This is a genomic window from Pelagibius sp., from assembly GCF_965249265.1.
Taxonomy (GTDB): Bacteria; Pseudomonadota; Alphaproteobacteria; order Kiloniellales; family Kiloniellaceae; genus Pelagibius.
Genome location: NZ_OZ252224.1, coordinates 3,942,022 through 3,955,052, shown reverse-complemented (window position 1 = coordinate 3,955,052; position 13,031 = coordinate 3,942,022). Strand labels below are relative to the sequence as shown.

Here is a 13,031-nt window from a genome sequence, read left to right as displayed (position 1 = left end):
GGCTTGCTATGGCATTGAAGGTTGGACTGGTCGGTTACGGACTGGCCGGAAAAGTGTTCCACGCCCCGCTGTTTCCGGCCGCTGGACTTGACTTGGCGGCGGTCGCCTCCTCCGATAGTGCAAAGGTCCTGGCCGATCATCCCGGTGTTACGGTGCATCCGACCCCCGCGGCGCTCTTCGCCGATCCGGCGGTCGACCTGGTGGTGCTGGCGACTCCCAGCCCGACTCATCCGGCGTTGATGCTGGAGGCCCTGGCGGCGGGCAAGCATGTCGTCTCCGACAAGCCTTTCACCCCCAGCGCCGCGGAGGCCGATCGGGTGATCGCCGCCGCGGTGAAGGCCGGGCGCATCGCCACCTGTTTCCAGAACCGGCGCTGGGACTCGGACTTTCTGACGCTCGGGACACTCATCAAGAGCGGCGAACTGGGCGAGATCAAGAGCTATCGCGCGCACTTCGAATTCTACAAAGGCGAGGTCGGCGACCGCTGGCAGGAGCGACCGGCGCCGGGGGTGGGTATCCACTATGATCTCGGCGCCCATCTGATCGACCAGGCATTGCAACTCTTCGGCTTGCCGGACTGGATCGAGGGAGATCTGGTCATCCAGCGCGCGGGCGGGGAGATCGCCGACGGCTTTCATGCCCGCATGGGCAAAGGGGATCTGCGCATCGATCTCTTCGGCAACTACTACGCCCCGGATCACTCGACCCGCTATGCCGTTCACGGCACCCGGGGGTCTTATATGAAGCGCTTCATGGACATCCAGGAGGACCAGTTGCGCAGCGGCATGACGCCCCTCGACGAGGGTTACGGCATCGAGCCGCAGGATCGTTGGGCAAGAGTGACCACCTATGATGGCAGTGCGGCCTCGGCCCGCTTCGAGCCGAGCCTCCCCGGCGCCCACCAGCAGTTCTACAGCCTGCTGCGCGAGGCGATCGAAAACGGCAGTCCGCCGCCTGTCCTGGCGGAGGAAGCGCGCGATACCATCCGCGTCATCGAGGCGATCCGGGAATCGAGTGAAGCCGGCCGGCGGGTGACCTTCGGCTGAGTAACGGAACAGATAATGGTGGGCGCCCTGGGATTCGAACCCAGCCGTGCACGCTAATCCGGCGCTCTACAGGGGTATAAGCCCCGCCCGCACAACCAGTGCTGACGCCCGCAAAGGGGGACGTCAGGATATTCGGCCGGTTGTCGCTGCGAAGAAGGACATGGCCCAGAGGCAGGCTCTGGTGCCGCGTTCTGCAAGAGCAAGTTTGGGGACGGCACGGCTCATGAGCAGTCCGCCGCATGCGTTGGGCGCTCCCAATCGGCCGGCCAGAGTGCCAGGAGCCCGGGCGTGCGCTCGCTGTCGTCGGCGACGGCGAAGCAGGTGAGGCGCGGGTAGTTGTTGCTGTCGTTGGTGAAGTGGCAACTGAGGGACCAATCGCCGAGATTGCCGACCAAAGGCGCCGCGCCTTCGCGCCCGGAGGGATTCATCGCCAGGCGGCCGTCACCGCGTCTGCACGTCTTCAGTTGCAGATGATCGTCCTTTGTCTCGATGCGCAGCCAGTCAGCCAGGGGCTTGCCCGTGGCCCCCGGTTCCCGACCGACCATCTCGTAGGTTCCGGCAAAGTATCCGGGTGGTGGGCCTTCCTGCGCCGCGACCGATAGCGGCAGCGAGGTTGCGAGCATGAGGGTTGTCAGCAGTGTCTTCACGGCACGTTCTATACCTGGATTGGCTTTCCCCCGGCAAGGGCACAGCCGGTGGTCACCTTGTCAGTCGTGCCTTTGTGGCGATCGGTTCAACAGAGTTTCCCGGATCAATCAGGCACGAAGACCGGCAGAAATCTCAGAGATGGATCGGTCTCGCATTTCACGGCCAGCCGGGCAATCAGATTTTCGTTCAACTCGGTTCCGGCGCCGAGCAGCAGTTTGCCGTGGGAAGAGACAAGGTTCTCGGCGACAGTCATGCCCGGCTGGGCATCCTTGTAGTGGATATTCGTTCGCACCTTGCGTTGGGAGCCGTTCTTGCCCGAGGAAGCCTTCGGGTCGTCTTTCGTCTTCAGGGTCTTGGCATTGGCAAGTTTTGCTTCTCCGTCGCCTTCCGGCGCTTCGGCCTTGCTGTCCCCAATCTTGTCCTCTGCCGGTGGCGGAGCCGGCGCCGGGATGGCCTCATATTCGGGTTCCGGCTTCTTCACCACGTTGATAATGTCGTACTCTTCCGGGCTCCGCAGCTTTATCTTGCGCTGCATCGCCACGGCCAGGCGTTCACCCAACTGCGCCTTCGATACCGGCTTGCCGAGCAAGCCGCTGACGTCGAGGGCACTGGCATACTGCACCACATCCTTATCCGCGTTGCCGGTTATGATCAGAACCGGAAAGTCGCGATCCAGGGATGTCTTGCCGCTTCGCACGGCTTTCAGGACTTCCAGCCCGGTCTTTCCGTCCATCTGCTGATCCAGAATCAGGGCGCCGTCAACGAACTTCAGCGCCAGCATGGCTTCGTCGCCGTCCTTGGCCGAATGCGTTTCATAGCCAAGTTGCTGCAGCATCCGCATGACAAGGCTGCGCACGAATTCCTGGTCATCGGCGACCAGCACAGTCTTATGCGCTTTGGCGTTCTTCATCGCAAATCAGTCCTGCGTCTTCCAGATAGGATTTCAATCGGTCGGTTTCGGTCTCAAGGGATTTGATCAAGTCCTCGGCGCCATCCAGCTCGCCGCTGCCTGCGAGTTTCTCCAGGGTCTCGCAGGTATCTGCCAGGCTGTTCGCCATACCGTAGCGGGCGGTTCCTTTCGCCGCATGGGCCGCTTCGCGAAGGGCTGTCGTGTCTTTATTCTCTAAGGGTTCCTCAAGGGCGGCGAAAGAGGTCTGCCAACTTCTAAAGAAGTCGGATATCAGGGCATCCAGCGTCTCGGGATCGTCTTCGCCCAGCAGTTCTGCCAGGGCTTCCCGGTTGATCGGCGGTGCGGCCTCGCTTGAAGGCTCCTGTGCGGCCTCTTCCGGCAATGCACATTCCTCCGCCTCGGAGGGGGCTTCCTCCAGATCCTTCTCTGATGCCTTCCACCATTTCTGTATCGTGGCGGAGAGTTCGGAAAGGCTTGCTGGCTTCGAGAGGTAGGCGTTCATACCGGCGTCGTAACAGCGCTGTGCATCGCCGCTTACGGCGTTGGCCGTCAGGGCAATGATGGCGCAGGGCTTGCCGCCGCCAGATTCCCTTTCGCGGATGGCACGGCTCAAGTCGAAACCGTCCATGATCGGCATCGAGCAGTCGGTGATGACCATGTCATAGCTGCTGCGTTCCATGAACTCCAGCGCCTCCTGGCCATGTTCAGCGATGTCGCAGTCGATGCCCATCCGGCGAAGTTGGCGGCGCAGAACCATCTGGTTCATCGGCTGGTCTTCTGCAACCAGGATCCTGGGTGCTTCACCATCTTCAAACAGACGGCTTTCGACTGGAGCGCTGATGTTCTGCACCACGGCTGCCGGTGGCGTCACCCGTTCCTCACCGCGGATCGCGTGGGAGAGGTTTGATGCGGTGAGCGGCTTGGTGACGAGGTCCAGATCTTTGAAGAAAAGAGCTGCGCGGCGGCGGTCTGGGTCATAGCGCGAGGCCGCGACCAGGATCTGGTCGAAGGTTTTGCCGTGTTGTCTAAGAAACGCGTTCATGCCGAACTGCGCTGAGTCCCAATCGATAACAAGGGTCATTTGCCTGCCGTCACTCGCTTGGTTCACATCGGCAATCGCTGCAGGGTCGGTGGTCTGCAAAACCTCCGCACCGGCCGCCGTGAGGCCATTCGCGAGATCGTCGGGAAAATCGCCGGTCGGAAAGAGCAGAACGATACGGTCGCCGTTCAGGTCCTGTACGGCGTCAATGCTCCACTCCACAACTTCGACGGGGAGGGAGGCCACGAAACTGCTGCCTTCGCCGGGCTGCGCGTAGCAGGAGATTTCACCTTCGTGAAGCTCAAGCAGCCGCTGCGCGATGGTCAAGCCGAGACCGGTGCCGCCGAAGCTGCGGCTGGTCGAGTCTTTCTCCTGGCCAAAGGGTTTGAACAGGTCTGCCGCCTTTTCAGGGTCGAAGCCGGTGCCGGTATCGTCCACCGAGAAGCGCAGACGGGCCTGACTTTTGCCGGTCTTCTCGGCCGAGAGATAGATGCCGATGCGCCCATTCCCGGTGAACTTGATGGCATTGCCGACGAGGTTCGCGAAGACCTGCCGCAGGCGCATTTCATCCGCCACGACGATCTGCGGCACATTGGTGTCGACGACGGTGTAGAGATCGACGCCTTTGTCCTTGGCCGCGGCCAGGAAAATCGACTGGATGTTTTCGATCATTGCGCCGGGGTCGAACTCGACCATGTCGAGAACCAGTTCGTCGGCTTCGATCTTGGAAAAATCCAGAGTATTGCCGATGACCCCGAGCAGGGCCCTGCCGGCGCTCATGGAGGCATCCACGAGTTCCGACTGCTCATGCTCCAGCGGCGTGTCGCCCAGAAGCTCAAGATTGGCGATGACGCCGGAAAGAGGCGTGCGCAGCTCATGGCTCATGTGCGCCAGGAAGGCAGATTTCGACCGGGATGCCTGTTCAGCCGCCTCGCGCAGCCGGGTCGAGCGGTAGTCCGAGACGATCCGTGTGATCGCCTGGACGATGGGGCCGAGTTCTTCTGCCAGGGCCTCATCATAGCCACCCTCGCGGTTCGCCAGGGCGACCTCGCCGAGAATCTCGTAATCCTGGGCCAAGGGCAGGATCATGACATTGTCCATCGCCAGATGCCCGCAGGGCACGCCGGTGGATGCCGGGTGGCTTTTCGGATTGTTGGCAATCAGGGTCTTGCCTTCGCGAAGGGGCACACCGCGCAGGTTGTCGATGTTGCGGAACTCCATACCGCCCCTGCTGACGCTGTCGTACCAACGGCGCGTTTCATCGTCCCAGGAGATATCCGATATCGCCAGGCTGAGCAGGTAGGGGCGGCCTTCCTCGTCCTCCAGCTTCTCCGCGATCAGGCCGTAGGCGGACCCGCTGAGGTCCAGGATCTTCTCCAGGAGCTTTTCGAAAGAGTCCCTATTGCGAGTCTGATTGAGATAGATCGAATGGGCGTCGTTGACGGCGGACAAGATCGCGGTGCGGCGCTGATCGCGCTTGGCCAGCCGTACCTGTTCCGTGACCTCGATCAGTGAGGAGCGGATGGCCAGCTTGTTGCCCCAGTCGATCCGTTGCGAAGCGATGTCGACGAAGATGGTTTCGTCGTCGACCCTGCGGCCGGGTGTGCGCCTTTGTGTCGATGGTTGGCCGCTTTCCTTGATCTTGCGCCACTCCGCCCTTGTCTGGTTGTGCAGCTCTTCCGGAATGAAGTCGATCAGCGAACGCCCGCGCAGCTCGGTGCCATGATGCAATCCCCACATCTGTGCCGTTGCGTCATTGGCAAAAAGAACAAGGCCGGTGTCGTGGATGACAACGCCGTCGCTGGCATCTTCGATCAAGCCGCGAAAGCGGCGCTGAAGCTCGTTATCTTTTTCCTGGTGACGGTAAAAATTCAGAAGCAGTGCTGTCAGAGCGCCGAGAGAAGCAATCAGCACCAGGCCGAGACCGACAAGATCCGTCCAGAGGTCGGCGAAAACATCGCCGCTGCTCATGCTGGCCGTCGCGACCAGGGGCCAGCCGGGCACCGGAGCGACCGCCGTCAGGACGTCGCCGCCACCCACCGGACTACTCCAGAAGAAGCCCTCTTTGGAGACTTGTTCGGCCGGGACCCGTGATAGCCGGCCAGGCACTTGATCGGATGACTGCTCAAGGGGATCGCGCAGTAGATGGTTTGCCGTCGCAACGACAGCCCCATCTTTCGTGATTATCTGCCGCTGGACCGGAGTCTCGTGGCTAAGCGCAAATGTTTCGGCGAAGTAGTTCGGGTTGATCGATACCACGGCGACCCCGAGGAAGGTGCCGTCCGGCGCTGAAAGCCTGCGGGAGGCGACAAAGATCCACCTGTTTCCGACCCGGCTCAGGATCGGCTCGCTCAGATAGGTTCCCGCTGCTGCATGGTCCCGGTGAATCTTAAAGTAGGATCGGTCCGCGACTTGAAGGCCGCTCACCACCTTTTGGGGGTTGGCAATGACTAGGTTCTTGGCTGTGCCGCCGGCATCGACAAAACCTGCCCCGCCGACATATGGCGCAGAAGTGGTGACGCCGACAAGGGACTGATGCGCAGCGTTGTTGTATTCGTCCATGCGCAGGCCGTGGCGCTCGACTTGGCGGACCAGGTGCTCCAGTTCGATTTCCACTTGCCGCATTGCCTGAGCGATTTGCTCGGCCGAGGCCCGGGCTTCCAAGGCTAGATGCGCCTTTTCTTCTGCCAGCGTTCGCTCATAGGAAATAAATCCGATAAACGCGAAGATGGCAAGCTGAGCGAGCGCGACAAGGCCGATGGCTGCGGATTTGGGCACTGCTTGGATCATAATCTGGACGAGACCTCTTTAACCTAGTCTCTCCAACTACAAGAAATTCGCTAAACAAGTGCTAATTGTATTGACTATATGACTCTGCAACTTCGTTTAGCTCTCACTACTTAAGCGAGAAGGTCGGAGGCCAACACTCCGGCGTGACATCAACCTGGATTTCGCTCTGCTCCATAGAGGGCTGTGCCGGAGATGTCGAAGAGACGCGCCTGCGCCGGGTCGAAATGCAGGCCGACGCGGTCGCCCGGGTTTATCGGTGCATTGCCGGACTGGCGGGCGACCATGCCGCCCCAGTCGTCCACCTTCACATAGACGAAAGTGTCGGAACCGAGACGCTCGACCACCTCCGCCCAGCCGCAGCAGTCCCCCTGACCCCCGGCGGTCAGGTCGATATGCTCCGGCCGAATACCCAGGCGGGCGGGACGGAAGTCGGGTGACCAGGCATTGGGGCAAAAGGTCCCGCCGCCGGGCAGGTGAACGCCCCGTTCATCGGAGGTGCAGTCCACGATGTTCATTTTCGGCGAGCCGATAAAGGTCGCGACGAAGAGGTTCGCCGGGCTTTCATAGAGCTCGAGCGGCGTTCCGACCTGTTCGATGCGACCTTGGTTCATGACGACGATGCGGTCCGCCAGGGTCAGCGCTTCGACCTGATCATGGGTGACATAGACCATGGTTGCCCGCAGTTCCTGGTGTAACCGGGCAATCTCGATACGCATCTCCACCCGCAGGGCGGCATCCAGATTGGACAGGGGCTCGTCAAAAAGGAACGCCTTCGGATCGCGCACGATGGCCCGGCCCATGGCGACACGCTGGCGCTGGCCGCCTGAAAGCTCCTTGGGCAGGCGCTCCAGCAGGTCGGAGAGCCCCAGGGTTCGTGCGGCCGTGTCCACACGCTCCCGGATCAATGCCTTGTTCTCTTTACGAATCTCCAGACTGAAACCCATGTTGCGGGCGACATTCATGTGCGGATAGAGGGCGTAGGACTGGAACACCATGGCGATATCGCGGTCGCGCGGCGGCTCGTCGTTGACCACTTTGCCGCCGATGGCGATTTCGCCCTCGGTGATAGGCTCCAGTCCGGCGATCATGCGCAACAAGGTCGACTTGCCGCAGCCTGAAGGCCCGACCAGAACGACGAACTCGCCGTCCTCGAAAGTCAGATCCACGTTGCGCAGGACCTCCACATCGCCGTAGCTTTTCGCAACGTTTCGCAGGTCGATTTTGGCCACGAGATTCCTCCCCGTTCTGCCGGTCAGCCCTTTACGGCGCCGGCGGTCAGCCCCTGCACCAGGAAGCGTTGGATGAAGATAAAGAACAGACAGCTCGGGATCAGCGCCAGAACGCCGGCGGCCATCATCTGACCCCAATCCACTGAGAACTTGGAGACGAAGGTAAGCAGTCCCACCGGGAAGGTCATGGCGTCGTTGGAATTGATCAGCATCAGCGCGAAGAGAAGCTCCGACCAGGCGGCGGTGAACACAAAGCCAAGCGTCGCGGCCAGGCCGGGCAGCGTCAAAGGCGCGACGACACGGCGCAGGGCCTGGAAGCGGGTGCAGCCGTCGATCATGGCGGCGGCCTCCAGGTCTTTGGGGATGCCGTCGAAGAAGGATTGCATCAAAAAGGCCGCGAAAGGGATGTTGAAAGCGGTATAGACGATGATCAGGCTCTCAAGCGTGTTGAGCAGGCCGAAGACGCCCATGATCCGGTAGATCGGCGCAATAATCATCAGCAGCGGAAACATCTGGGTCAGCAGCATGACGAACATGACCAGCCGCTTGCCGCGGAAGTTAAAGCGCGAGAAGGCGTATCCCGTTCCAGCGGCGATCAGCGTGACCGCAACCGCTGTGCCCAGGGAGACAAGCAGGCTGTTGGCGAAGTAGGCGATGAAGTCCGAGAAGAACAGTACGGCCTCGAAGTTTTCCCAGGTCATCCGGCTGGGCCATAAAGCGGTGCCTTCGGTATAGAGCAACTGTCCGGGCGTCACGGCGATCTTCAGCAGCCAGAACAACGGGAACAGGGCGAAGAGAACATAGCCGGCGAGGGCGAGGCAGCGCCCGGCGCCGGCGGCGCGTCGGTAGAGAGCGTGGTTCATCGCCGGCCCCTCAGACCCTGACCAGTCTGGCGCGCATCGACAGCAGCACCAGCGCATAGGCCAGCAGCAGCGCCAAAAGCACAATGGCGATGGCCGAGGCATAGCCGAAATCGAGGCGCCGGAAGGCGGTGGTGAAAATGTAAGAGGCAATGATCTGGGTGGAGTTCGCCGGGCCGCCACCGGTCATGACGAAGATCAGGTCGGCGAAGTTGGCGATCCAGATCGTGCGTAGCAGCACCGTAATCGCAATCATCGGCGCCAGAAACGACAGGGTTATCTTGGTGAACATCTGCCAGGCGGTCGCGCCGTCTATCGCCGCCGCTTCGTAAAGCTCCTTGGGGATGGACTGCAAGGCCGCCAGCAAGGTGATGGCGAAGAAGGGAATGCCGAACCACACATTGGCGGCGATGGGTCCCCACATGGCGATGTCGGGGTCGGCCAGGATGTTGTAGGGCTCTGAAAGAACACCCAAGGCGGCCATCCAGTGCGGCAGCGGCCCGATAACCGGGTTGAACAGCCAGGCCCAGGTCAGCCCGGAGAGAAAAGTCGGCACCGCCCAGGGCAGGAAAACCAGTGCCTGCACCAAGCGGCGACCGGCAAAGTGGCGGTTCAGCAGCAGCGCCAGCCCGAGACCCAGAAAGAACTGGAAGAAGAGCGAACCCAAGGTCCACCAGAGGGTGTTGGTCAGGGCGCGCCAGAAGTGGCGATCGCCGGCGAGGCTGCGAAAGTTGTCGAAGCCGACCCAGCCGCGGTCGAAGGGGTCGGTCAGTGACAGCTTCTGAAAGGCGTAGCCGATGCCGATCACCAGGGGCACGAACATGACCAGCGAGAGCAGCGTCAACGCCGGGCTCAGGTAGAGATAGGGTTCCGCTGCTGCCTTCAGCCAGATGAAGCGCCGCCGCCGGGAATCCTTCAGAGGCGTTCCCGGGGCGGTGCGGCCGCCGGCCGTTGTCACTTCCCTTTCCACTTGCTGTATTCGTCGTTCAGAAACGCGGCCCATTCATCGGCGATGTCCTGAGCCGAGCGTTGACCGAGCAAAGCCTCCTGGCTGGTTTCGAGCACTTTGACATCGGCGAAGTATGCGAACTTGGTCAGATAAGTCGGCATGACCGTCGGTTCGTACTCCGCATTGTTGAGTTCGGTGAACCAGCCGGAGAACTGCTCGCTGCTGAAGTAGGGGTCCTGATCGGCGCCCTTGTGGATCGGAATGACGCCGACCCGCTTGGCCCAGGCGATATTTGCTTCGGGGCTGGACAGCTGCGCGACCAGATCCCAGGCCTCGTCCTCATGTTCGGTCGCCTTGAAGATCGACCAGCCGGCATAGCCGATGGTCGGAAAGGCCTTGCCGCTGGGGCCGGTGGGCATTGGCGCGACGGCGAAGTCGGCGGCGTCCATCCGCTCGGCAATGGCGATCAGCGCATCGGGGTCCTGGTCCAGCATGGCGCAGGTGCCGGAGTAGAAGCCGGCGACGATCTCGTTGAAGCCCCAGTTCACCGAGTCCTTCGGTGCGTAGCCTTTTTGATAGATATCAAGCAGGAACTGTATGCCGGCGACCGAGCCCGGCTCGTTGATCCGGCTCTTGCCGTCCTCGGTGAAGAACTGGTTGGTGCCGTTCATCGCTGCGGCCATCATAACCCAGCCGTTCAGGCCGCCCGGCCCGCCGCGCAGGCAGTAGCCATACTTGCCGTCCAGTGCGGAGACCTTGCGCGAGACCTCCATGAACTCATCCATGGTCTTCGGCGGCGCGGAGACGCCGGCCTCGGCGAACAGCTTCTTGTTGTAGAACATGGCGCGCAGATAGAAGCCGTAGGGGATCATGTAGGCATTGCCGTCGACCAGGCGCCCCATGGCCAGGGTCTTGTCGGTCAGGGCCGCGGTTCCCTGCCAGCCGGCGAGGCGGGATTCCAGGTTCACAAGTTGATCGGAACCCGCATAGAGCGCCATCCAGCGGTCCGGCATCTCCACGACATCGGGAATGTCGCCGCCCGAGACCATGGTCGCCAGTTTCTCGAAGGCCTGTCCCCAGGGCAGGGAGACGATCTCGACCGAAACGCCGGGATGGGCCGCCTCATAATCGGCGACGATTCCCTTTAGTGTTTCGGTCCGCTCCGGGCTGGTGATTACCTCGACCAGCTTCAGTTTAGTTTCGGCCATTGCCGGCCCGGTGGCGCAGAGCGCGCCAAAGGTTGCGGCCATAAGAAGTTTTTTCATGTTTCACCTCCCTTGATGAATGCCGCTATGCCGCGGCTCCTTGCTGCAGGGCCGACACAAGGTCGCTCCACAGATCCTCAGCGTTCTCAAGCCCGATGCTCAGCCGCACGAGATTGTCGGGAATGCCGAACTCGGCCATTGAATTGCCTTCCGCCTTCTGGACCTTGCCGATTGCCGCCGGGAAGACGAGGCTCTCAAAGCCGCCCCAACTGACGCTCAAGCGGAACAGCGTCAGGGCATTGCAGAAAGCCCGTACCGAAACCGTTTCACTCAGTTCAATAGAGAACAGTCCGGAGTTGCCCTTCAGCGAGGGCACGGCGCCGGCGCGGGCGAAATGAACCCGCTCGACCAGCGGGTGGTCTTCGAGCCGTGCCACCAGGGTCTCGGCATTGCGCGCATGACGCTCCATTCTTGCATCCAAGGTACGCAGGCCGCGGATCAGCAGCCAGGCATCGAGGGGCGCCATCTTGGCGCCGAACAGCGGCACCTGGGTTTCGATGACTGGTTGCATCGCTGCGGCGTTGCCGGAGACCACACCGGCAACGACATCGGAGTGTCCGGAAATGTATTTCGAGGCCGAGTGGATCACCAAGTCCACGCCATGGGCGACGGGCTGTTGATGGATCGGCGTGGCCCAGGAGTTGTCGATCACCGTGACGGCGCCGTGGTGACGCGCATGGGCAACCGTCTTGTCGAGATCGAGCAGGTCGAAGGTGATTGAAACCGGGCTTTCCAGGTAAGCGAGCCGGACGCCACGCAGCAAATCCGGATCGCTGCCGAAGGCCTCGGCCGTATGATAACTCACCGTAACCCCAAAGGGTTTCATGACTCTCTCGAAGAGGCGGTAGGTGTCGGGATAGACGCCACGCACACAGGCGATCCGGTCGCCCGGGCGGACCTGAGAGAATACCGCCGCGGTAACCGCGGCCATGCCGGAGGCAAAGGCCGCGGAGACGTCAGCCCCTTCGATCTGCGCCATCAGACGCTCGAACTCGCGCACCGTCGGATTGTCGACCCGGCTGTAGACCGCGCGATCCGACTCGCCGGTGAAACGCGCTTCGAGCTGTTCATAGCTGTCGAACATGAAGAGGGAGGCTTGCGCGATCGGCGGCGGTGCCGAGGCGAATACGCCGCCGTAGGGTTCGGCGAGCATGGTTTCGCGCGCCAGATTTGCGGGCCGGCCCGCCGGATTGTTGGGGGAATCTTGTTTCACTTGGGTCTGTCCGCTCCAAGGGCCCCGGTACTCAGAATCCTGCGGACGTCCTTCTCGGTCTCATCGAGAATCAGGTTGATCTGTTCGACGGCGCGCTCGGCGTCACCGTCGCAAACCGCGTCGCAGAGCGCACCATGCAGTGCCAAGGATGCTGCGCCGATGGCGGTGGTGCCGAAGGGTTCGGGATAGATCCGGTGGAACGCCGACTGCACCTGCTGGATGACTTCGCCGAACAGCGGATTGCTGGAGGCATCGTAGATCGCGCGATGGAAAGCATGATCGGCCGCATACCAGTGCTCGCCGCTGTGGAAGACCTTCATCAGATGGTCGTAGCGGGCGCGAATTTCGGCGCGCTGAGCCTTCGTCGCGTTGCAGGCGGCCTCCCGTGTCACTGAGACTTCCAGGGCACGGCGCACCTGATGCGTCCGCAGCAGGCTCTCGCCCTCCAATTTTATGGTCAGGGGGATATGGAAAGAGCCGGGCGAGACGTCGGCGGCGAGGTAACTGCCCGAGCCGGTGCGCTTTGTGACCACCCCCAGGCTCTGCCAGGACTTCAGTGCCTCGCGGATGGTTGAGCGCCCGACCGCGAGGCGCTGCGCCAGTACCAGTTCGGAGGGCAGGCGGTCGCCGACTTTCAGCCCCGCCTTGGCGATCATGTCCGCCAGGGCATCCAGCACGTCCATGTCGCGGGTGCGGCTTTCCAGCGGGCGCAGATGCCCGGCGGCATCGTCGGCCTGGGCGTTGCGCCCGGAGCCGGTAGGGCCGGCGGCCGGCGGTATCTGCTTTTCCATCAAGCTTGGTCCTAATAGCAGGTAGTCAGGCTGCCAGACAGATTGAAGGAAAGTTTGCCGACGATCAAGTCTCGACATTGGATCGGCGGAGAGGTGCGGGCGGCTTGCCCGGCCCGATGTGGGCGCTGGCGGGCGCGGATACAGCGAGCCGCCCGTCAACTGCCGGCTCGGAAGCAGCCACAGCCGGCGATTGATCCACCTCATTTCAGTTTTATGACGAAAATATTACGGTCTCCGCCGTTCCTGCCATTCCCTTCACGGCGCCGCAGCAGCCGGAAGTCCGCGGAGGAG

General features: G+C 61.9%; 10 protein-coding genes and 1 tRNA gene. 1 reads left to right on the top strand and 10 read right to left on the bottom strand.

Annotation, left to right across the window (positions count from 1 at the left end; genetic code table 11):
• The first annotated feature begins 8 nt into the window (after nucleotides 1-8).
• Entirely contained in the window at nucleotides 9-1,046 is a 1,038-nt protein-coding gene (locus tag ACP146_RS18665) for a Gfo/Idh/MocA family oxidoreductase (RefSeq protein WP_422368260.1), read from the top strand.
• Between the two features lie 16 nt (nucleotides 1,047-1,062).
• Here ACP146_RS18665 and ACP146_RS18660 read toward each other — a convergent pair.
• The 10 genes from ACP146_RS18660 to ACP146_RS18615 all read right to left on the bottom strand — a co-directional run bounded on the left by ACP146_RS18660 (nucleotide 1,063) and on the right by ACP146_RS18615 (nucleotide 12,740).
• Nucleotides 1,063-1,156 (bottom strand) — tRNA-Ile (locus tag ACP146_RS18660).
• A gap of 111 nt (nucleotides 1,157-1,267) precedes the next feature.
• Entirely contained in the window at nucleotides 1,268-1,693 is a 426-nt protein-coding gene (locus ACP146_RS18655; RefSeq protein WP_422368259.1) for a hypothetical protein, read from the bottom strand.
• Nucleotides 1,694-1,797: 104 nt separating this feature from the next.
• The gene (locus tag ACP146_RS18650) at nucleotides 1,798-2,604 is read right to left on the bottom strand and encodes a response regulator (protein WP_422368258.1); all 807 of its coding nucleotides are present in this window, start codon (nucleotides 2,602-2,604) and stop codon (nucleotides 1,798-1,800) included.
• The gene (locus ACP146_RS18645) at nucleotides 2,582-6,421 is read right to left on the bottom strand and encodes an ATP-binding protein (protein ID WP_422368257.1); all 3,840 of its coding nucleotides are present in this window, start codon (nucleotides 6,419-6,421) and stop codon (nucleotides 2,582-2,584) included. Before ACP146_RS18645 ends, ACP146_RS18650 begins: the two co-directional genes overlap by 23 nt.
• A gap of 161 nt (nucleotides 6,422-6,582) precedes the next feature.
• Nucleotides 6,583-7,662 carry an ABC transporter ATP-binding protein gene (locus tag ACP146_RS18640; RefSeq protein ID WP_422368256.1) on the bottom strand — a complete coding sequence of 360 codons (1,080 nt, stop codon included), beginning with the start codon at nucleotides 7,660-7,662 and terminating at the stop codon, nucleotides 6,583-6,585.
• A gap of 23 nt (nucleotides 7,663-7,685) precedes the next feature.
• The gene (locus ACP146_RS18635) at nucleotides 7,686-8,525 is read right to left on the bottom strand and encodes a carbohydrate ABC transporter permease (RefSeq protein WP_422368255.1); all 840 of its coding nucleotides are present in this window, start codon (nucleotides 8,523-8,525) and stop codon (nucleotides 7,686-7,688) included.
• 10 nt (nucleotides 8,526-8,535) lie between these two features.
• The gene (locus ACP146_RS18630) at nucleotides 8,536-9,480 is read right to left on the bottom strand and encodes a carbohydrate ABC transporter permease (RefSeq protein WP_422368254.1); all 945 of its coding nucleotides are present in this window, start codon (nucleotides 9,478-9,480) and stop codon (nucleotides 8,536-8,538) included.
• The gene (locus tag ACP146_RS18625) at nucleotides 9,477-10,736 is read right to left on the bottom strand and encodes an ABC transporter substrate-binding protein (RefSeq protein ID WP_422368253.1); all 1,260 of its coding nucleotides are present in this window, start codon (nucleotides 10,734-10,736) and stop codon (nucleotides 9,477-9,479) included. The genes ACP146_RS18630 and ACP146_RS18625 overlap by 4 nt, the downstream gene beginning before the upstream one ends.
• 25 nt (nucleotides 10,737-10,761) lie before the next feature.
• The gene (locus ACP146_RS18620) at nucleotides 10,762-11,949 is read right to left on the bottom strand and encodes a PLP-dependent transferase (RefSeq protein ID WP_422368252.1); all 1,188 of its coding nucleotides are present in this window, start codon (nucleotides 11,947-11,949) and stop codon (nucleotides 10,762-10,764) included.
• Nucleotides 11,946-12,740, bottom strand: a complete 795-nt coding sequence (locus ACP146_RS18615; protein ID WP_422368251.1) for a FadR/GntR family transcriptional regulator — start codon at nucleotides 12,738-12,740, stop codon at nucleotides 11,946-11,948. Before ACP146_RS18615 ends, ACP146_RS18620 begins: the two co-directional genes overlap by 4 nt.
• Nucleotides 12,741-13,031: the final 291 nt, after the last annotated feature.